General features: G+C 63.4%; 17 protein-coding genes. 10 read left to right on the forward strand and 7 right to left on the reverse strand.

Annotated features, from left to right (window positions below; genetic code table 11):
* Nucleotides 1–95: 95 nt before the first annotated feature.
* Together ntrB and CR152_RS13005 are read left to right on the forward strand one after the other, a co-directional pair.
* Nucleotides 96–896: a nitrate ABC transporter permease gene (gene ntrB, locus CR152_RS13000; protein WP_229413813.1), complete on the forward strand. Its 801-nt coding sequence runs from the start codon at nt 96–98 to the stop codon at nt 894–896.
* A gap of 1 nt (nt 897) precedes the next feature.
* Nucleotides 898–1,695: an ABC transporter ATP-binding protein gene (locus CR152_RS13005; protein ID WP_099875280.1), complete on the forward strand. Its 798-nt coding sequence runs from the start codon at nt 898–900 to the stop codon at nt 1,693–1,695.
* A 177-nt stretch (nt 1,696–1,872) separates the two neighbouring features.
* Here CR152_RS13005 and CR152_RS13010 read toward each other — a convergent pair whose 3' ends face one another.
* The 3 genes from CR152_RS13010 to CR152_RS13020 all read right to left on the reverse strand — a co-directional run bounded on the left by CR152_RS13010 (nt 1,873) and on the right by CR152_RS13020 (nt 5,084).
* Nucleotides 1,873–2,718 carry an endonuclease/exonuclease/phosphatase family protein gene (locus CR152_RS13010; RefSeq protein ID WP_099875281.1) on the reverse strand — a complete coding sequence of 282 codons (846 nt, stop codon included), beginning with the start codon at nt 2,716–2,718 and terminating at the stop codon, nt 1,873–1,875.
* Between the two features lie 109 nt (nt 2,719–2,827).
* The gene (tsaD, locus tag CR152_RS13015) at nt 2,828–3,868 is read right to left on the reverse strand and encodes a tRNA (adenosine(37)-N6)-threonylcarbamoyltransferase complex transferase subunit TsaD (protein ID WP_099875282.1); all 1,041 of its coding nucleotides are present in this window, start codon (nt 3,866–3,868) and stop codon (nt 2,828–2,830) included.
* Between the two features lie 157 nt (nt 3,869–4,025).
* The gene (locus CR152_RS13020) at nt 4,026–5,084 is read right to left on the reverse strand and encodes a 3-deoxy-7-phosphoheptulonate synthase (protein ID WP_099882297.1); all 1,059 of its coding nucleotides are present in this window, start codon (nt 5,082–5,084) and stop codon (nt 4,026–4,028) included.
* Nucleotides 5,085–5,256: 172 nt separating this feature from the next.
* Between CR152_RS13020 and CR152_RS13025 the strand changes: the two genes are divergently transcribed.
* Entirely contained in the window at nt 5,257–6,945 is a 1,689-nt protein-coding gene (locus CR152_RS13025; protein WP_099875283.1) for an alkaline phosphatase D family protein, read from the forward strand.
* Nucleotides 6,946–7,017: 72 nt separating this feature from the next.
* Here CR152_RS13025 and CR152_RS13030 read toward each other — a convergent pair whose 3' ends face one another.
* The 4 genes from CR152_RS13030 to CR152_RS13045 form a co-directional block, all read right to left on the reverse strand.
* Entirely contained in the window at nt 7,018–8,145 is a 1,128-nt protein-coding gene (locus CR152_RS13030; RefSeq protein WP_099875284.1) for a HupE/UreJ family protein, read from the reverse strand.
* Nucleotides 8,142–9,335, reverse strand: coding sequence for a tetratricopeptide repeat protein (locus CR152_RS13035; protein ID WP_099875285.1), 1,194 nt, complete (start codon nt 9,333–9,335; stop codon nt 8,142–8,144). Before CR152_RS13035 ends, CR152_RS13030 begins: the two co-directional genes overlap by 4 nt.
* A 99-nt stretch (nt 9,336–9,434) precedes the next feature.
* Nucleotides 9,435–9,677: a hypothetical protein gene (locus CR152_RS13040; RefSeq protein ID WP_099875286.1), complete on the reverse strand. Its 243-nt coding sequence runs from the start codon at nt 9,675–9,677 to the stop codon at nt 9,435–9,437.
* A gap of 33 nt (nt 9,678–9,710) precedes the next feature.
* Nucleotides 9,711–11,216 carry a DUF4331 domain-containing protein gene (locus tag CR152_RS13045; protein WP_099875287.1) on the reverse strand — a complete coding sequence of 502 codons (1,506 nt, stop codon included), beginning with the start codon at nt 11,214–11,216 and terminating at the stop codon, nt 9,711–9,713.
* Nucleotides 11,217–11,335: 119 nt separating this feature from the next.
* Here CR152_RS13045 and ybiB point away from each other — a divergent pair, with 119 nt between their 5' ends.
* The 7 genes from ybiB (at nt 11,336) to rpoD (ending at nt 20,121) form a co-directional block, all read left to right on the forward strand.
* A complete protein-coding gene (gene ybiB, locus CR152_RS13050; protein ID WP_099875288.1) occupies nt 11,336–12,325 on the forward strand; it encodes a DNA-binding protein YbiB in 990 nt (329 codons plus the stop codon).
* Complete coding sequence (gene cobA / locus CR152_RS13055; RefSeq protein WP_099875289.1) at nt 12,309–13,097, forward strand: uroporphyrinogen-III C-methyltransferase; 789 nt, start codon at nt 12,309–12,311, stop codon at nt 13,095–13,097. The genes ybiB and cobA overlap by 17 nt, the downstream gene beginning before the upstream one ends.
* 195 nt (nt 13,098–13,292) lie before the next feature.
* Nucleotides 13,293–14,501, forward strand: a complete 1,209-nt coding sequence (locus tag CR152_RS13060) for a BaiN/RdsA family NAD(P)/FAD-dependent oxidoreductase (RefSeq protein ID WP_099875290.1) — start codon at nt 13,293–13,295, stop codon at nt 14,499–14,501.
* A 118-nt stretch (nt 14,502–14,619) separates the two neighbouring features.
* Nucleotides 14,620–14,832, forward strand: a complete 213-nt coding sequence (gene rpsU / locus CR152_RS13065; protein WP_008451879.1) for a 30S ribosomal protein S21 — start codon at nt 14,620–14,622, stop codon at nt 14,830–14,832.
* A 161-nt stretch (nt 14,833–14,993) separates the two neighbouring features.
* Entirely contained in the window at nt 14,994–15,443 is a 450-nt protein-coding gene (locus CR152_RS13070) for a GatB/YqeY domain-containing protein (RefSeq protein WP_099875291.1), read from the forward strand.
* Nucleotides 15,444–15,606: 163 nt separating this feature from the next.
* Nucleotides 15,607–17,391 carry a DNA primase gene (gene dnaG, locus CR152_RS13075; protein ID WP_099875292.1) on the forward strand — a complete coding sequence of 595 codons (1,785 nt, stop codon included), beginning with the start codon at nt 15,607–15,609 and terminating at the stop codon, nt 17,389–17,391.
* A gap of 513 nt (nt 17,392–17,904) precedes the next feature.
* A complete protein-coding gene (gene rpoD / locus CR152_RS13080) occupies nt 17,905–20,121 on the forward strand; it encodes an RNA polymerase sigma factor RpoD (RefSeq protein WP_099875293.1) in 2,217 nt (738 codons plus the stop codon).
* Nucleotides 20,122–20,139 lie beyond the last annotated feature (18 nt).

Here is a 20,139-nt window from a genome sequence, read left to right on the forward strand (position 1 = left end):
TGGAATCGATGCCGACTACCCCGAGCCCTGTTCCGCTGGCCGCGCCGGTGCCTGAAAAACGCCCGCGCAGCGAGCGCCTCGCCAGCCAGGGCGTGATGCTGAGCGATGGCAGGTCGCGCCTGCGCAGCGTGGTCCTGGCGCTGCTGCCGCCGCTGATGGGGCTGGGCTTGCTGGTGCTGCTGTGGCAGATTTTATCGGTCAACAACACCAGCTTTCCCTCGCCCGCCGTGACCTTCGCCGAAGCGATGCGCATGTTCGCCGATCCCTTTTACCGCAACGGCCCCAACGACCAGGGCATCGGCTGGAATATCCTGGCTTCGCTCAAGCGCGTGGCGCTCGGCTTCGGTCTGGCGGCCGCGGTCGGCATTCCGCTCGGCTTCATGATCGGGCGCTTCCGTTTTCTGGCGGGCATGTTCAATCCCATCATCAGCCTGCTCAAGCCTGTCTCGCCGCTGGCCTGGCTGCCGATTGGCTTGCTGGTGTTCAAGTCGGCCGATCCGGCGGCGATCTGGTCGATCTTCATCTGCTCGATCTGGCCGATGATCGTCAACACCGCCGCCGGCGTGCAGCGCGTGCCGCAGGACTACATGAACGTCGCGCGCGTGCTGCAACTGTCGGAATGGAAAATCTTCACCAAAATCTTGCTGCCGTCGGTCTTGCCCTACATGCTGACCGGCGTGCGCCTGGCCATCGGCACCGCCTGGCTGGTGATCGTCGCCGCTGAAATGCTGACGGGCGGGGTCGGCATCGGCTTTTGGGTGTGGGATGAGTGGAATAACCTGAACGTGCCGCACATCCTCATCGCCATCGTCGTCATCGGCGTGGTCGGGCTGGCGCTCGAACTTGCCCTGGTGGCGCTGGCCAAGGCATTCACCTACGAAGAAGCGGGGAACTGATATGAACAAGAAATTCATTGAAGTGCAGCACGCCGAGATGGTGTTCGAGACCCGCAAGGGGCGTTTTCACGTACTCAACAACGTCAGCCTGACCGTGGCGCAGGGGGAATTCGTCACCCTGATCGGCCACTCGGGCTGCGGCAAGTCGACCCTGCTCAACCTGCTGGCGGGATTGACCCGGGCGACCGATGGCACCCTGATCTGCGCCGGCCGCGAGATTGCCGGCCCGTCGCCCGAGCGCGCGGTGGTATTCCAGAACCACTCGCTGCTGCCGTGGCTGAGCTGCTTCGAGAATGTGTATCTGGCGGTCGAGCGCGTGTTCTCGGGCAAGGAATCGGTCAGCCAACTGCGCGATCGCACCAGTGCGGCGCTGGCGCTGGTGGGACTGAGCGCGGCGGCGCTCAAGCGCCCCAACGAGATATCGGGCGGCATGAAGCAGCGCGTGGGCATTGCGCGCGCGCTGTCGATGGAACCGAAGGTGCTGCTGATGGACGAGCCCTTCGGCGCCCTCGACGCCCTCACGCGTGCGCACCTGCAGGATGAATTGCTGCGCATCGTGGCCCAGACCGGATCGACCGTGGTGATGGTGACCCACGACGTGGAGGAGGCGGTGCTGCTGTCGGACCGCATCGTGATGATGACCAACGGGCCGGCGGCGACCATTGGCGACATTGTGCAGGTGCGGCTGGAGCGCCCGCGCGAACGGGTGGCGCTGGCGCATGACGCGCTGTATATCGAGTACCGCGCGCGGGTGCTGGAGTTCCTGTACCACCGCCAGTCGAGGCCACAGGCGGCTTGACCGGACGGGACGGGGTGGGACGAGGCTGCGAGGCGACATCCGACCGGCGGTCCGCCTCGCTTAACGGGATCGGGCGCTCCGGACCGAGCACGATTTTTTCCAGCGCGTCCATGACATCCTTTTGCCGCACGTCGGACTGGTCGCGCCGCGCGGTGCGTCACCGCCGCGAAGCCGGACTCATGCGATATCGAGCACAATCGGCTGGTGATCCGATGCCGCCGTTTCCGACTGCACTTCCACCTCGGTCACGCGCGATGCCAGATCATTGGTGAGGAAAAAATAGTCGAAGCAATCGGCCCGCTCCGGCCACTTGAAGCCATGCAAGCCGGCGGTGGGCGCGCGCGCGATTTCCGGATGGCGCAGGCGCCACGCGTCGACCAGCGGCAGCGCGATGCTGTCGTCCGGCGCGATCAGTTCCTGGTAGTCGGGCGAATCGGGAGTGAAGTTGAAGTCGCCGCAATAGATCGCCGAGCCAGGCCGGAATCCGAGCTGGTACGGCGGGTCCATGGTCGGGTCCGGTTGAAAGATGCGTGCCCGCTCGCACGCTTCCCAATGCAAATACTTGATGTGCCGCACCTGCGCCATGCGCTGCACCGGCGAGTAGTATTCCAGATGCGTGGTCAGCACGCGGACCTTGCCGCCGGGCGCGTCGATGACGGCCTCGATCAGCCCGCGCGGCATGCCGGCCGGACTGTTCGGATCGGGCGGCCATGGCAGCAGGTAACGGTGCACCTGGTTGATCCGGTATTTGGAGAGCAACATATTGCCGAACTGGCGCGGCATGTTGTTTTGGTAGATTTCGCTGGTCGGTTCGATCACCGGCTGGTAGCCACCGAAGGCCCCCGCCAGCTGGCGGAACTGGTTGGCGTTGGCGTTGCCTTCGAGCTCGGCATGATTTGACGCAACTTCCTGCAGGCAAATCACATCGGGATTTAATTTGCGCAACACATCGATGATGGCATGGATGCGGATCCTGCCATCCTTGCCGCAACCCCAGTGAATATTCCAACTAACAACACGCATACAGCACCTCCGGAAAAACAGAACCGGGCGAGTTTGCCATTCTTTGGGAAAATACGGTACACGGTAGGATCGTCATCGGCGCCGAACGTTCACCGCGCGGCGTTTTTTTTCAGACCACCTTGATCTCGTCGAGCGGCCAGCGCGGGCGTACATTGAAGCTGTAGTCGCGCTTGGCGGCGTCGGGATTGATCTGCAGGCGCATGGCGCCGGCGAAGGCGATCATGGCGCCGTTATCGGTGCAGAATTCCAGCTCCGGATAGAACACGCGGAATTTTTTTGCGGAGGCAGCCGCGTTGAGCGAGGCGCGCAGCTGCGCGTTGGCGCCCACGCCGCCCGCGATCACCAGGCGCTTCAAGCCCGTGTGGCGCAGCACGCTGATGCACTTGGCGGTCAGGACATCGACGATGGCATCGACGAAGCCGCGCGCGATGTTGGCCTTGTCCTGTTCGCAGATATTGGCGATGACTTTTTCGTCGTGGTTCTTCACCACCGTCAGCACGGCCGTTTTCAGGCCCGAGAAGCTGAAGTTGAAGTCCTTCGAGTGCAGCATCGGGCGCGGCAGCTTGTAGGCCAGCGGATCGCCGAATTCGGCCAGGCGCGAAATCGCCGGGCCGCCGGGGTAGCCCAGGCCGAGCAGCTTGGCCGACTTGTCGAAGGCTTCGCCGGCCGCGTCATCCAAGGTTTCGCCGAGCAGGGTGTACTGGCCCACGCCGTCGACCCGCATCAGCTGCGTGTGGCCGCCCGAGACCAGCAGCGCGATGAACGGGAACTGCGGCGGATCGCTCGCCAGCAGCGGCGAGAGCAGGTGGCCTTCGAGGTGGTGCACGCCGAGTACCGGTTTGTCGAGCGCAAGTGCCAGGCTGCACGCGATCGACGAGCCGACCAGCAGCGCGCCGGCCAGGCCCGGGCCCTGGGTGTAGGCGATGGCGTCGATGTCGGCCATGGCGACGTTAGCGCGCGACAGGGTTTCTTCGAGCAGCGGGATGGCGCGCCGGATATGGTCGCGCGAGGCCAGTTCGGGTACTACGCCGCCATACTCCTCGTGCATGGCAACCTGCGAATGCAGGGCATGGGAGAGCAAGCCGCGTTGCGTGTCGTACAACGCAAGGCCGGTTTCATCGCAGGAGGATTCGACGCCGAGAACAATCATGGAAGGTGCGGAAGATAAGAGGGAATGCGCCATTGTAAAGCACCGGGTGTGCCGTCGCGAACCATGTCGTTACACTTCGAACCGTCGTTCCCGCCGAGTGCCGCCTTGGCGCGGGAAGTCGTTTCTGCCAATGGCAGGAACGACGGTGGGGTGGGTTTTAAGGGCGCTGCAACAGCTCCGCGTGCGCAGCACGCAGCATCTTCTCGGTCGCATCCCAATCGATGCAGCCGTCGGTCACCGAGCAGCCATACTTCAACTGCGACAAATCCGCTGGAATCTTCTGGTTGCCGCCAACGATGTTCGATTCGATCATCACACCGACCAGCGACTTGTTCCCATGACGGATCTGCTGCACCACGTCCGACATCACCAGCGGCTGCAGCTCCGGCTTCTTGTAGCTGTTCGCGTGCGAGCAATCGACCACCAGGTTGGCCGGCAGCTTGGCCTTTTCCAGCGCCTGCTCCGCAATCGCGATCGACACCGAATCGTAATTCGGACGCCCGTCGCCGCCGCGCAGCACAACGTGCCCGTACGCGTTGCCGCTGGTGCGCACGATCGATACCGTGCCCTGGCCGTTAATGCCCAGGAAGGAGTGCGGATGCGCCGACGACAAGATGGCGTTGATCGCGATGCTGATATCGCCGTCAGTACCATTCTTGAAGCCGACCGGCGTCGACAAGCCCGACGACATTTCGCGGTGCGTCTGCGATTCGGTGGTGCGCGCGCCGATCGCGGTCCAGGCGATCAGGTCGCCCAGGTACTGCGGCGAAATCGGATCGAGCGCTTCGGTGGCGGTGGGCAGGCCCAGTTCGCACACGTCCAGCAGGAACTGGCGCGCCTTTTCCATGCCTTCGTCGACACGGAAGGAATCGTCCATGTGCGGGTCGTTGATGTACCCCTTCCAGCCGGTCGTGGTGCGCGGCTTTTCGAAATACACGCGCATCACCAGCAGCATGGTGTCGGCCACGTCGGCCTGCAGCGCCTTGAGGCGGCGCGCATAGTCGATGCCGGCCACCGGGTCGTGGATCGAGCATGGCCCGACGACGACGAACAGGCGCTTGTCCTTGCGGTCGATGATGTCGCGCAGCGCGGCGCGGCCCTGCATGACCGTGGCAAACGCGCTGTCGGTCAGGGGAAGGCGCTTGTGCAGCTCTTCCGGGGTCGGCATGGTCGCGAACGACGTGACGTTGGTGTTTTCGATGTCTGGAGTAGTAATCATGAAGGCTGCTTTTTCTCGTGTTTTACGGCGTGGATACAGGAGTTTAGCCCGAATCGGCCCTTCTTGCACCGGCTGCGTCAAAAGCCCGCCGATTACGGCACATTGTCATCGGCGAGTCATGCCGATCCTTTAAGCTTGCCGGCTTCTCAACTCTTTATAACGAGCTGCCATGACCCAACCGAATTCACGCCGCAAGTTCCTTCGCAACCTCTCGCTCGGGACCGTCGCGGCGTCCGGCGTCGCACTGGCCGGCTGCGGCGGCAGCGATGGCGGCGATAGCGATGTCCGCTTCGCGCATGGCGTGGCCAGCGGCGATCCGATGAGCGACCGCGTCATCCTCTGGACCCGCATCAGCACCGCCGGCAGCGGCGACATCGAGGTCAAATGGGAAATCGCCGTGGACAGCGGCTTCGCCGTCATGGCCGCCACCGGCACCACCACCACCGGCCCCGCGCGCGACTACACCGTCAAGGTCGATGCGACCGGCCTGGCCGCCGACCGCGCCTATTACTACCGTTTCATCGCCTACGGGATTGTTTCGCCGGTCGGCCGCACCAAGACTCTCGGCACGGGCAACCTGGCGCAGGTCAAGCTGGCCGTGTTCAGCTGCACCAACTACCCGGCCGGCTACTTCCATGTTTACGCTGAAGCGGCAAAACTGAACGACATCGACGCCGCCATCCACCTGGGTGACTACATCTACGAATACGCCAAGGACGGTTACGCCGCCAAGGACGCCGAGGCAATGGGCCGGGTATCGGTGCCGGCCAACGAGATCGTCACCCTGAGCGACTACCGCCGCCGCTACGCCCAGTACCGCGCCGACAAGGACCTGCAGGCGGTCCACGCGCGCATGCCCTTCATCACCGTGTGGGACGATCACGAACTGGCCAACAACACCTGGCGCGAAGGCGCGGAAAACCACGACCCGGCCACCGAAGGCCTGTTCCTGGCGCGGCGCCAGATGGCGATCCAGGCTTACAACGAATGGATGCCGATCCGCCTGCCCGACGCCAGCAAACCTGACCGCATCTACCGCTCCTTCGACTTCGGCAACCTGCTGTCGCTGCACATGCTCGATACGCGTCTCATCGGCCGCGACAAGCAGCTCGGCTACGCCAGCTACGTTGGCGCCGGCGGTGCCTTCAATGGCGCCGCTTTTGCGGCCGCCGTGGGCGATCCGGCGCGCCAGCTGATGGGCGCCGACCAGAGCACCTGGCTCAAGGGCCAAATGAGCAAATCGAACGCCACCTGGCAGATGCTGGGCCAGCAGGTGCTCATGGCGCGCATGAACCTGCCGGCGCCGCTGGTGCTGGGCGCGATCGGCTTCAGCGCCTACGTCGCCTTGCTGACGAAGGCCAAAACCGCGCCGACGACCTTGACGGTGGCCGAGCAGCAGATCCTGGCCCAGCCATCTGTGCCGTACAACCTCGATGCGTGGGACGGCTACCAGGCCGCGCGCGAAACCGTGCTGGCCACGGCCAGGGCGCTGAACAAGAACCTCGTGGTGCTCGCTGGCGACACGCACAACGCGTGGGCCAGCGACCTGGCCGACATGAACGGACAGGCGGTCGGGGTGGAGTTCGGGGTGTCGTCGGTGACGTCGCCGGGCTTTGAAGACATCTTCAAGAACGAAGATCCGGCGCAGGTGGCGGCGGGCCTCGAACAGATCATCGGGCCGCTGGTGTATGCGGAAACCAAGTCGCGCGGCTTCATGGTGGTGTCGGTGACGCCGTCCGAAACACGCGCCGAGTACCGCTATGTCAGCACGGTCAAGTCGACCAGCTACACCGCCGTTGCCGGCAAGGTTCTCAAGACGCTCCCGGGCGCCGCCAACCGCAAGCTGATCGCGGTGTAAGCGGAGCGAAAAAAAGGGGGACGAGGCGCACGGTGGAATGCGGCTCCGTCCCCAAAACCACGCACTTACTCTTTACACGGGCAGCACTTTCATATCGAAAGCGCGCTCGAACAGCCATACGGCAGCGATCAATGCGATGACGACCGAGCCGGTGGTCATCAGCTGGCGGTAAAACCAGGTGCGGCGCGTCAGGTAAGCGAGCGGCAGGAAGACGGCCACAATGGCCAGCTGTCCCAGTTCCACGCCCACGTTAAAGCCGGCCAGGCTTAACACCAGCGCGCCTTGCGGCAGTCCCAGGTCGGCCAGCACGCCGGCAAAGCCGAAGCCGTGAATCAGCCCGAACACGAACGCCGCCAGCGGGCGCCGTCCGCGAAACAGCGGGACGATATTGTTCACCGCCGCCAGCACCACCGAGGCCGCGATCGCCGCTTCCACCCAGCGCGAGGGCAGCGACAGCACCTGCAGGCTGGCCAAGGTCAGGGTCAGCGAGTGCGCCAGCGTGAACGCGGTCACCACCTTGAGCACATCGATAAAGGCCGCCCTGAGGGTCTGGTCCTGCTTCATCGCGATTGGCGCGAGCACCGCCGGCAACAGCAGCGAGAGCAGGAACAGGATGTGGTCGAAGCCGATCCAGATATGCCACACGCCGTGCTTGACGTAGTCGGCGAACTGGGCGAACTTGCCCGGCGCACGCAGCAGCAGCTCCTGGCGCGCCGCTTCCGGGCTGAAAATGGCGGTCGAGGTCACGCCCTCGTACTCCAGCTTGACCAGTCCCTTGTGCTGCGGATCGAGGTCGGCGAAGAGACGGTAGCCGACACCGAGCGCAGGGCCGCTAGCCGCGCAGGTGGCGCGAAAGCGCAGCACCGTGTAGGCGCCATCGGTGTGCTGGTCGATCAGCTGCTCGCCGGCGACGATGGGGCAGGCCGCGTCGCCGCTGGTGATTGCCAGGCGCGCCAGCGCGTAGTTGGCGATGGCGGCGTGCTGACTGCGGATTTCATCCCAGGTCAGGTCGCCGTCGCCGTTCTGGTCGAGGTTCAGGGCAAAATCGAGGTCGCGCAGAGCGATGTCCCACTGGCCGTCGACCTGCTGGCCGGCCACCTTGAGGGTCAGGTAGCTGTCGCTCGGCTTGTGCGCGCGCGCCGGGCTAGTCACCAGTACCAGCGCGAACATCAGCAGGCCAATGAGGTAGCGGCCCATCATGCGCCCGCCTTGATCTGCCTGACCAGGCGCGCCACGGCCACGTCTTCCACCGCATGCCCGGCGACCCAGTCGATGACCGGTGCGGCGGCGGCCTTGTCGCCGGCCTTGGCGGCCGCTTCCAGCAGCACGCGCATGTCGGCCGATTCCTTCTGCACCGCCCAGTTTTGCAGCGCCAGCGCCAGCGCGGTTTTGGCGTCGCCGCGGATGTGCAGCTCGTAGCGCGCCTGTTCGCGCTGGTGGACGGTGTCGCCGCGCCGCATGGCGGCGTCGAAGCGCGCCTTGAGTTCGGCGTCGGCATTGCGCAGCGCGTCGGTGGCCGCGCCGCCCTGGCGCAGGGCCAGCGCATGGCGCAGCAGCAGGCCGTCGATACGGGTATGGTCCTTGACCAGCGCGATCACGTCGGGCGCGCGCTGCTGATCGAGCAGGAAGTCGGCGTAGGCGCCGAGCAGGTAGCTGTCGCGCGCATCGAGCGCCAGCGCGCGCTTGAAGCGTTCCTCGGCGGCTTTGGCGTCGCCGCGGCGCTGCGCCATTTCGCCGAGCAGGGTCAAGACCCAGACCTGCATGCCGGCGTCGGCTTCCTGGTTGCGGCGCAGGGTGAGGTCGAGCAGGGCTTCGCTCTTGGCCGAGCGTCCGGTCATGGTGCCGACGTTAGCCACGCAGGTAATCGTCACCAGCTCGGTCGACAGCGACGACAGGCGCGCGCAGCTGGCGGTAGCGGCCTCGTAGTCGCCGCGCACGGTTTGCACGATGGCGCGCGTGAGCCATGCTTGCGAATTTTTAGGGTCGGCCGCGACGATGGCATCGAGGTCGCGCACCGCTTCGGCGAAGTGGTGGGTACTTTGCAGCAGGATGGCGCGCAGCAGGCGCACCTCGGGCGGGGGCGCCGGCATGGCCCACCACGGCGCCAGCGCAGCTTGCGCGTAGCCGAAGTAGCGTGGATCGGTTTCCTGGCGCGCCACCGTGATGTAGCGCTGCGCGGTGCGCGTGGCCAGCGCCAGATCCCTGGGGCTGGCGGCCAGTTGCGCGCGCAGTGCCGCCAGCTCGCGCTGGGCCGGGTCGGCGCGGCGCGGCAGGCGTTCGATGACGGTGCTGCCGCTGGCGGGAATGTAGGGTGCTGCGTGAAGGGCCGGCACAGTGAGCGCGTACAGCAGCAGCGCCGGCACGGCAATGCGAGCGAATCGATTCGGCATGATGTGTTCTCAGTGCGTGAGAAGGTAAGTGCTTTTATATTTTTTTGGGTACGACACCGGCCGGGAAGCATGCCTCCCGGCCGGATTGACTGCAAGTGCTTACAGCGCCGATGGTTCCGCGTCTTCCGGCGCGGTGCTGGCGACGGCATCGATGCTGGTCGCTTCGCTATCGTCGGGCATGGCCGCCACGGTCGTCTTCACCGAGTTGTAGAAGGTATCGGCGACCGGGCCCGTTGGTGGCGGCGGCGGTGGCGTCGGCACTTCCGGCGGGGACGAGGTGTGGGTATCGCTGCCGCACGCCGTCAGCAGCAGCAAGGCACAGATCAGGCTCAGTTTTTTCATGGTGCTCTCCGGTTCATGTGATTGCGGCGGCCATTACTTCTGTGGCGAACCCGGAATCGGCGATTTCAGGTACGGGAAGCTGGCGTTGATCATGGTCTCGTCCAGGAAGGCGCCATCGGTGAAGCGCAGTGCGCCGGCCGGTGCATCGGCTGGTGCGCAGCCGATGTTGATGGTGCACAGCTTGCCCATGACAACGCGCAGCGCGACGTCGACCACGTCGTCGCCCGGACGGCGGCCGTTCGGGAAGCCGGCGTTGTCGCCTTCAATCACGCCGAGGCGTTTTTGCGCGCCTGGTGCGGTCGGGGCGATCGAGGTGTTCAGGCGCAGCATTTCCGAGGCGGTGACGGTCTTCGGCTGGTTCACGCCCTTGATCCCGGTGAGGAAGGTGGCGACCAGGTCGGCCCGCGGGAAGTTGGTCGGCGCCTTGGCGCCGGCGCTGCCGTACAGGATTTCGACCAGCGCGGGCAGGGTCGGATTGGTGACGTAGTCGGCGAACTGGCCGTCGGCCGATGGTTTGCTGTGGTTGAAGCGGTCCTTGTCCTTCAGGCCGATGACGACTTCGTTCACCAGCGGCATGCCCAGGCGCGAGACCTGGACCCAGGCGCCGCCTTCTTTCGAAACGTCGGCGTCGGACTTCGGCGTCGGGTTGATCAGGCGGCCCTGGCGCAGGCTGGCCGTGGTCCAGCCGCCGATGACCGGATCGCCTGCGCTGGCGCTGACCAGGCACGAGGTCGGCACTTCCATGCTCAAGGTCGTCACGTTCTTGTCGGCCAGGTCATCCTTCGCGCCTTTTTCGGCGTTGGCGCTGAACTCGACGGCAGGCGCCTTGATGTTAATCAGGTCGAACGTTTCGCCGAGGTTGACGACGAACGGGTCCTTGCGCTGGCCGACGAACAGCTTGGCCGGCGCCGAGCAGCCGGGGATGGTGACGTTGTACAGGTGCTTGGCGGCGTAGGCGTCGTAATTGGCGATCGACTTGGTGCCGATGTTGTCCAGGGGCTTGTCGAAGGCGGTGTGGCCGGTGTCGGCATTGGCGACGACTGCGCGGGTGCCGCTGCGGCGGTCGCCGCGCACCACGGTGACGGTGAAGGTTTCGCGCACATTGGCGCCGGCGGCATTGGTGTCGGCGATCGGGCCGCCATTGATCACGAGGGGAATCGAGACTTTTTTACCGCCCACGGTCAGCTGCGTGTCTTTATTGGTATTCTTGAAGCGGAACTGGAAGGTGAGGTCTTCCTTGGCGTCGCCATTATTATCGACATGAATTTCGTAGAGCGCGTCCGGGTCCATCATGAAGTAATTCGGGCCGCCGTAGGCATCCTGCAGCGGCACGTAATTGGCAATCAGCGTTGTAAAATCGCTGCGGCCCGGCTGGTAGCTGCGGAACATGTAGAAGTCGGTGGCATCGATCTTCGGATTGCGCGTAATGAACGGCGCTTCCCGGTGGCTCGATGCGATCGCCGACGGCACGAATGCGCAGGCCAGCAGGTTTCCTGCCAGAACCGCGCCGATAGTCGCCCGTAGTCTCATCTGTTTCATGTTTCTCTCCTCGTTATAGGGTTCACACTGATGTGTATGCAGATATACGCGGCGTTACCGTCGCCGGATTCACTTTATGCCAAATAATTTTTTCGTAGAGCAGTGTTAAGCTGAACCCCATGGACAAAACAACAGAACCATTCCTGGCCGCCACTTTTATCAAAGAAATCGGGCGCGGCAAAAAAGGAGCGCGTAGTATGACGCGCGAAAATGCGCATGCGCTGTATGAAGCGATGCTCGACGGCAGGGTGTCCGACCTGGAGCTGGGCGGCATTTTGTTGGCGATGCGCATCAAGGGCGAGTCGGTGGAAGAGATCGCCGGTTTCCTCGATGCGGGCGAGGCTTCGTTCGCGCCGCTGGCCGCGCCGGCGGGCCCGTATGCGCCGGTGCTCATCCCCAGCTACAACGGGGCGCGCAAGATGGCCAACCTGACCCCGCTGCTGGCGCTGCTGCTGGCGCGTGAAGGCGTGCCGGTGCTGGTGCATGGCGTGCGCAGCGATCCGGGGCGGGTGACCACGGCCGAGATTTTCGCCGCGATGGGGATCGGGCCGGCCGCTTGCGCGGACGATGTGCAGGCCGCGTTTGCAGCCGCCAAGCCGGCCTTCATGCCGATCGAGACGCTGGCGCCGAAGATGGCGCAGTTGCTGTCGCTGCGCCGCATTCTGGGCGTGCGCAACTCGACCCATACCCTGGTCAAGATATTGCAGCCGTTCGCCGCGCCGGCGCTGCGGCTGGTCTCGTACACGCATCCCGAATACCTGGAGATGCTCGGCCAATACTTCACGACCATCGCGCGCGAAGGGCGGGGCGACGCCTTCCTGATGCGCGGCACCGAAGGCGAAACGGTGGCCAACGCCAACCGGGCGCAGCAGATCGACTGGTTCCACGGCGTTGAACGCACCGTCCTGGTGCAGCGCGATGCACCAACGGATGACGTGGCCGAAGGTCCGGCCGAGCGTGACGCCGCCACCACGGCAGCCTGGATTACCCGCGCGCTGGAGGGTGGCGTGGCCGTTCCGGCGTCGATTACCGAACAAGTGGCACAGTGCTTGCTAGTTTCAAAGTCAATACAGGCAAACACGGGTGCGCATCATGGAGAACAACGGTAAGGTTTATCTGGTCGGGGCCGGTCCCGGCGATCCGGAGCTGCTGACCTTGAAAGCGGTGAAGGCGATTGCGGCGGCCGATGTGCTGCTGGTGGACGACCTGGTCAACCTGGCGATCCTGGAGCACGCCTCGCCGTCGGCGCGTATTGTGCCCGTTGGCAAGCGCGGCGGTTGCCAGTCGACGCCTCAGGCATTCATCGAACGCTTGATGGTGGCCGAGGCGCGGGCCGGGCGCAAGGTGGTGCGGCTCAAGGGAGGCGACCCCTTCATTTTCGGGCGTGGCGGCGAAGAGCGCGCGCACCTGATGGCGGAGGGCATCGCGGTCGAGGTCATCAACGGCATCAGCAGCGGGCTGGCGGCGCCATCGTCGATCGGCGTGCCGCTGACGCACCGCGACTGGAGTTCGGGCGCCATCTTCGTGACGGGGCATGAGCGTGGCGACGAGCCCGGCAGCGCCCGCACGCCGGACTGGGCCTTGCTGGCGCAGACCGGGCTGACCCTGGTGATCTACATGGGCGTGGCGCGCTGCCGGCAGATCCAGGCGGCGCTGCTGGCGGGCGGCAAGGCGGGTGGTACGCCTGTGGCCGTGATTCATTCGGCGACCGGGGCGGGGCAGACGCAACTGCTGACGACCCTGGCCGACCTGGCGGACGACCTCGCCGTGTCCGGGCTGGGCAGTCCCAGCATCATCGTGATCGGCGACGTGGTGCGCTGCGCCGACAGCGCGGTGCGGCACGTCCAGGCACTGGGACCAGCCAGCGTCAAAATTTCCTAACCGGGTCAGCGCCCGAGCCAGACCGACCGGCGTCAAAGTCCTACAACCGGGGTCAGAGCTTTAATTAGCAATAAAAGTGTTGCTAGTCAGAGCTCTGACCCCGGTTGTAGGATTTCTACCGCTGGTTCAGGCACTTGGCGGGCCTTCGCGGTTTACAATCACTGTTTTAGTGATTAGCGGAAACCGGCATACGCCATGGCAAAACAATTTGATGTAGCAGTGATCGGCGCAGGCGCGGCCGGGATGATGTGCGCGGCCGTCGCCGCCCAGCGCGGCAAACGCGTGGTGTTGATCGATCATGCAGAGAAGCTTGCAGAAAAGATCAGGATTTCTGGCGGAGGGCGTTGCAACTTCACCAATATCAATAGCGCGCCGCAGAATTTTTTGTCGGACAATCCCCATTTCTGCAAGAGCGCGTTGTCGCGTTATACGCCGCAGGATTTTCTGGCCCTCGTGAAGAAACACCGCATCGGCTATCACGAGAAGCATCGCGGCCAACTGTTTTGCAATGAGTCGGCCGAACAGATCATCCAGATGCTCAAGGCGGAGTGCGCCAGCGGCGATGTGACCTGGCGCATGCCGTCCAAGGTCGAGTCGCTCGACAAAACCGCCGACGGCTTCTTCATCCTCACCGACAGCGGCGAGATTTTGGCCGATAGCGTCGTCATCGCCACCGGCGGCTTGTCGATCCCCAAGATCGGCGCGACCGATTTCGGCTACCGCATCGCGGCCCAGTTCGACCTCAACATGGTCGAGCCGCGCCCCGGCCTAGTACCCCTCACTTTCGACGGCCCCAGCTGGGAAGCCTTCGTGCCGCTGGCCGGCATCGCGCTCGAAGTCGAGGTGGAAACCGGCAGCAACAAGGGCAAGGGCAACAAGCGCGGCCATTTCCGCGAGGACTTGCTGTTCACCCACCGCGGCCTGTCGGGCCCGGCCATCCTGCAAATTTCCAGCTACTGGCAGCCGGGCACGCCGATCATCGTCAACCTGCTGCCGGAGATGGATGTGGCGCAGGAGCTGATCGACGGCAAGAGCACCCTCAAGAAGCAACTGGGCAACGTGGTTTCGCAGTGGCTGCCGGTGCGCCTGGCCGAGGTCTTGATCGGCGTCGCCGGCCTCACGCCCGATGCGCGCCTGGCCGACCTGCCTGACGCCAAGCTGCGCAAGCTGGGCGATGCGATCAACCGCTGGGCCATCGTGCCGACCGGCTCGGAAGGCTACCGCAAGGCCGAGGTGACCCTGGGCGGCATCGATACGCGCGAGCTGTCGCAGCAATCGATGATGGCCAACAAGGTGCCGGGCTTGTATTTCATTGGCGAGGCGGTCGATGTGACTGGCTGGTTGGGCGGCTACAATTTCCAGTGGGCATGGGCGTCCGGCGTGGCAGCCGGGCAGGCGGTGTAGGGGGACTTGGGTTGTTGCGAAACAGCAAAAGCGGATGTGTAGAAGCGAAATACTTCCAAAGCTGGGTGATCGGTGCTATTATCTCGTTCTTCCCTAAATCTAACGGTTTGATTTTTACATGACCACTATTCGCCTTAAAGAAAACGAGCCGTTCGAAGTCGCAATGCGTCGCTTCAAACGCACCATCGAAAAAACGGGTCTGCTGACCGAACTGCGCGCACGCGAGTTCTACGAAAAGCCAACGGCTGAGCGCAAGCGCAAGCTGGCAGCTGCCGTGAAGCGCCATTACAAGCGCATCCGCAGCCAGCAACTGCCTAAGAAATTATTCTAAGACTGTCCAGTCGAACCTGATCCGGTGACGGCCAACAGCCTGACCGGGTCATTGTTTTTACTGTAGTCGCAGACCCGCTCCGGTTTACCGCAGCGGGTTTTGCTATTTGGATTTTGCTGCTTGTACTTGCTATTACATCACTTATCGATACGAGGATTGCCATGGGCTTGAAAGAACAAATTACCGACGACATGAAAACGGCGATGCGCGCGAAAGAAGCGGCCAAGCTGGGCACGATCCGCCTGATCCTGGCCGAGATCAAGCGCCGCGAAGTCGACGAGCGCATCGAGCTCGACGATGAACAAACCCTGGCGATCATCGAAAAAATGATCAAGCAGCGCAAGGATTCGATCACTCAGTTTGAAGCGGGCAACCGCGCCGACCTGGCCGATATCGAAAAAGCCGAACTGGCCATCCTTGCCGCCTACATGCCGGCTGGCCTGTCGGAAGAAGAAATCGCCGCCGAAGTGGCTGCCGCCGTGACCGCCTCGGGCGCCGCCGGTCCGCAAGACATGGGCAAGGTCATGGGTCTGCTCAAGGCGAAACTGCCAAAAGGCACCGACATGAGCGCTGTGTCGGGCTTGATCAAGAAGGCGCTCGCGCCCGCCTGATCGTCCTGCGGAACGCCCTGCGGGACGTCCCCGCGGAAGCCGCCGCGGCTAGCCGACGCGCCTAGGCGAAGCGGTATCCGACACGCCCGGGTCTTGTCGCAGATCAAATCTGTGGCGGGCGCGGCGGTATAGTCTGACCTGACACAAAGACTGTTCATCGCACGTGATTCCACAATCCTTTCTGACCGATTTACTCAACCGCATCGACATCGTCGATGTGGTCGGCCGCTATGTCCAGCTGAAGAAGGGCGGGGCCAATTTCATGGGCTTGTGCCCGTTTCACAGCGAAAAATCCCCCAGTTTCACGGTCAGCCCGACCAAGCAGTTTTACCATTGCTTCGGTTGCAGCGCGCATGGCAACGCGGTCGGCTTCCTGATCGAGTATTCGGGCATGGGCTTCATCGATGCCGTCAAGGACCTGGCCCAGGGCGTCGGCATGGTCGTGCCCGATGCGGACGACAAGATTCCGCCGCTGCAGCGCGCCGCCAACCAGGCCCAGGCGCTGGCGTTGACCGAAGCCATGACCCAGGCCTGCGATTATTACCGCGGCCAGTTGCGCGGCGCCACGAATGCCATCGCCTACCTGAAAAACCGCGGCCTGACCGGCGAAGTGGCGGCCCGCTTCGGCATGGGCTACGCCCCGTCCGGCTGGGATAACCTGCGCACCGTGTTCCCCGATTACGAGGTGCTGGCGCTGGTCGAATCCGGCCTGGTGATCGACAAGGTCGACGAGGACGGCGGCAACAAGAAGCGCTATGACCGCTTCCGCGAGCGCATCATGTTCCCGATTCGCAATACCAAAGGCCAGGTAATCGGCTTCGGCGGCAGGGTGCTGGACCAGGGCGAGCCGAAATACCTCAATTCCCCGGAAACACCACTGTTCCAGAAGGGTTTGGAGCTGTACGGCCTGTTCGAGGCGCGCCAGGCCATCCGCGATGCCGGCTACGTACTGGTCACCGAAGGCTATATGGATGTGGTCGCGCTGGCCCAGCTCGGCTTTCCGCAAGCGGTGGCCACGCTCGGCACGGCCTGCACCAGTACCCACGTGCAAAAGTTGCTGCGCCAGACCGATAGCGTGATTTTCAGTTTCGACGGCGACAAGGCCGGCCGCCGCGCCGCCCGCCGCGCGCTCGAGGCCTGCCTGCCGCAGGTGAGCGACAACAAGACCATCAAGTTCCTGTTTTTGCCGGCCGAGCACGATCCGGACAGTTTCGTGCGGGAGTTCGGCGCCGATGTGTTCGAGCAAGAGATTCACGAAGCGATGCCGCTCTCGCAGTTCTTGCTGCGCGAAGTGTCGGGCGAACACGATCTTTCCACGTCGGAAGGGCGCGCCCACGTCCAGTTCGACGCCAAGCCGCTGCTGCAATCAATGACGCCCAGTTCCCTGCGCCTGCAGATCGTGCGCGGCCTGGCCAGCATGACCGAGTCCACGCCGGCCGAAATCGAGGCGCTGTTCGAGCTGTCCAAGCCGGTATCGGTGGCGCGCCGCGCGCCGCCGCGCCAGGGCCGGCCCGAGCCCGTGGGGCTGGAATTGCAGATCTTGCGTCATCTGGTGGCCCATCCGCCGCTCAGCCTGGAACTGGACGAGGCCGCCCTGGCCGCGTTCAACCATTTCGGCCCGGATGCGGCCGAGCGCTTGCTGTACTTGGTCGCCTGCGGCCAGGCGCTGGGGGCGAACGGCAGCTTTGCCGCCTTGTCCCAGCATCTGAAGGATACGAGCAACGAATACGATGGTCTGGTGGCCGAAATTGCCTCGGAGCCCGAATCGGACTTCGACAGCGTGAAATTGTGGCTCATCGGGGCTGTGAGGCAGATCAAACTTGCAGCGCTTAAACAGGAGCTGACCCAGTTGTTTTCCGCCGGGCTGACCTCAGATCAGGTGGGTGTGCGGTACCGCGAAATCATGGCGGAGCAAAAGCGTCTGGAGGATGACGGCGCAGCGGCCTAGACCCCTCGCAAAGGATGAAATCGGGGTCCGGCACAGGGGGCGTTTGGCACTGGAAAAAGACGGACTGCGTGCTATAATAAAACGATAAGTGTTGTGTTCGCAGAAATTTTTTCGTTGTCCGTAAGTTGTATTTCTTTCAGTGAGTTAGGCTCTTGATCGGCGCAAAGATGGTGGGCGTCGGCGGCCAGGGCCAGCTTTGGTTGCGACGGCGCGCTGCGCGGTCGATGGCAAACATCGGTTTGCTTTTCAACCACACACGGCTCGCGCCTCCAACCGCCGTTGTTTGCAGTAGACTACTGCCGAAATCGCGCGGGTCGTGCCCGTAAGGTGATGTAAAGGTGTTATGAGTGCAGCAATGCCGGAGGGGTCTGCGAAGGCCGGTCCGGGACGTAGGGCCCAAAAGGCCGGCAACAAACTTTATCTTAATCCACCATAAAGCTAGTCGTTGTGACATCGAAAGCGCCTGTGCCAATCAAGAAACCTGAAACCCAAACGGCTGATAAGCCAACGAGAATGTCTGCCAAGGCCGATAAAGCGCAAGACAAGGCGGAAACGCGAAGCACGAGTACAAGTTCGGGTACGAGTACGAGCGCGACCCCTGTCGTCAGCCAGACCACCGATGCCGCCGCGCTGGCCGCGATCGACACGTCCGGTTACGTGCTGCCCTCAGTCAAGGTACCGGGCAGGCGCGGGCGCAAGCCGAAAGAATTCCAGCCCGAGAACGATGAAGTGGCCGCCCTCAACGCGGTCGAGCGGGCCGAGCTGAAAGCGGTCGACAAGGCCAAGGCCAAGGACCGCAAGGCCAAGGAAAAGGCCCTGCTGAAAGACGCGTTCTCGTCGGATACCGAAGCGACCGAGGAAGAACTCGAGCGCCGTCGTCAAAAGCTCAAAACCCTGATCAAGTTCGGCAAGGAACGCGGTTTCCTCACCTACGCCGAAATCAACGATCACCTGCCCGAAAATATCGTCGATCCGGAAGCGATCGAAGGCATCATCGGCACCTTCAACGACATGGGGATCGCGGTCTACGAACACGCGCCCGATGCCGAGACCTTGCTGCTGTCGGACAATGTCGCCACGGTCACCAGCGATGACGAAGCCGAGGCCGCGGCCGAAGCGGCGCTGTCGACGGTCGACTCCGACTTCGGCCGCACCACCGATCCCGTGCGCATGTATATGCGCGAGATGGGCTCGGTCGAGCTGCTCACGCGCGAAGGCGAGATCGAGATTGCCAAGCGCATCGAAGATGGCCTCAAGGACATGATCCAGGCGATTTCCGCCTGCCCGGTGACGATCGCCGAAATCATTTCCGCCGCGATCCGCATCCAGAACGACGAAATCAAGATCGACGAGATCGTCGACGGCATGGTCGACCCGGACGAACCGCTCGAGCCGGTCGTGGCGCCGGTTGCCACCGACGAGGATGAAGACGAGGAAGAGGCCGACGAGGAACAAGAGGAAGAGGAAGAAGAGAACAACGCTTCCGGCGCGGCGGGTTTCTCGGCCGAACAGCTCGAAGCGCTGAAAAACCAGGCGCTGGAAAAGTTCGACATCATCTCGGTGCAGTTCGACAAGATGCGCAAGGCCTTCGAGAAAGACGGCTACAACTCGAAAGCCTACGTCAAGGCGCAGGAATCGATTTCCAACGAACTGCTCGGCATCCGCTTCACCGCCAAGGTGGTCGAGAAGCTGTGCGACACCCTGCGCGGGCAAGTCGATGAAGTGCGCCATATCGAGAAGCAGATTCTCGACGTGGCCGTGAACAAGTGCGGCATGCCGCGCGCCCACTTCATCAAGGTATTCCCGGGCAATGAAACGAATCTGGAATGGGTCGATGGCGAAGTCAACGCCGGCCATGCTTATTCCGCCATCCTCGGCCGCAATATTCCGACGATCAAGGAACTGCAGCAGCGCCTGATCGACCTGCAGGCGCGCGTGGTGCTGCCGCTGCCGGATTTGCGCAACATCAACCGTCAGATGGCGGCCGGTGAAATGAAGGCGCGCAAGGCCAAGCGCGAAATGACCGAGGCCAACTTGCGCCTGGTAATTTCGATCGCCAAGAAGTACACCAACCGCGGCCTGCAATTCCTCGACCTGATCCAGGAAGGCAATATCGGCTTGATGAAGGCCGTGGACAAGTTCGAGTACCGCCGCGGCTACAAGTTCTCGACCTATGCCACGTGGTGGATCCGCCAGGCGATCACGCGCTCGATCGCCGACCAGGCGCGCACGATCCGCATTCCGGTGCACATGATCGAAACGATCAACAAGATGAACCGCATCTCGCGCCAGATCTTGCAGGAAACCGGCGCGGAACCCGATCCGGCGACCCTGGCGATCAAGATGGAAATGCCGGAAGATAAGATCCGCAAGATCATGAAGATCGCGAAAGAGCCGATCTCGATGGAAACGCCGATTGGCGACGATGACGATTCCCACCTGGGTGACTTCATCGAAGACAACAATACCCTGGCGCCATCGGACGCGGCGCTGCACGCTTCGATGCGTGGGGTGGTCAAGGATGTCCTGGACTCGCTGACGCCGCGCGAAGCGAAGGTGCTGCGCATGCGTTTCGGCATCGAGATGTCGACCGACCACACCCTGGAAGAAGTGGGCAAGCAGTTCGACGTGACGCGCGAGCGCATACGCCAGATCGAAGCGAAGGCGCTGCGCAAGCTGCGTCACCCATCGCGCTCCGACAAGCTCAAGAGCTTCCTGGAAGGTAATTAAGCCTTGACGGGCTGATGC

The sequence above is a fragment of the Massilia violaceinigra genome (assembly GCF_002752675.1).
GTDB lineage: Bacteria > Pseudomonadota > Gammaproteobacteria > Burkholderiales > Burkholderiaceae_D > Telluria_A > Telluria_A violaceinigra.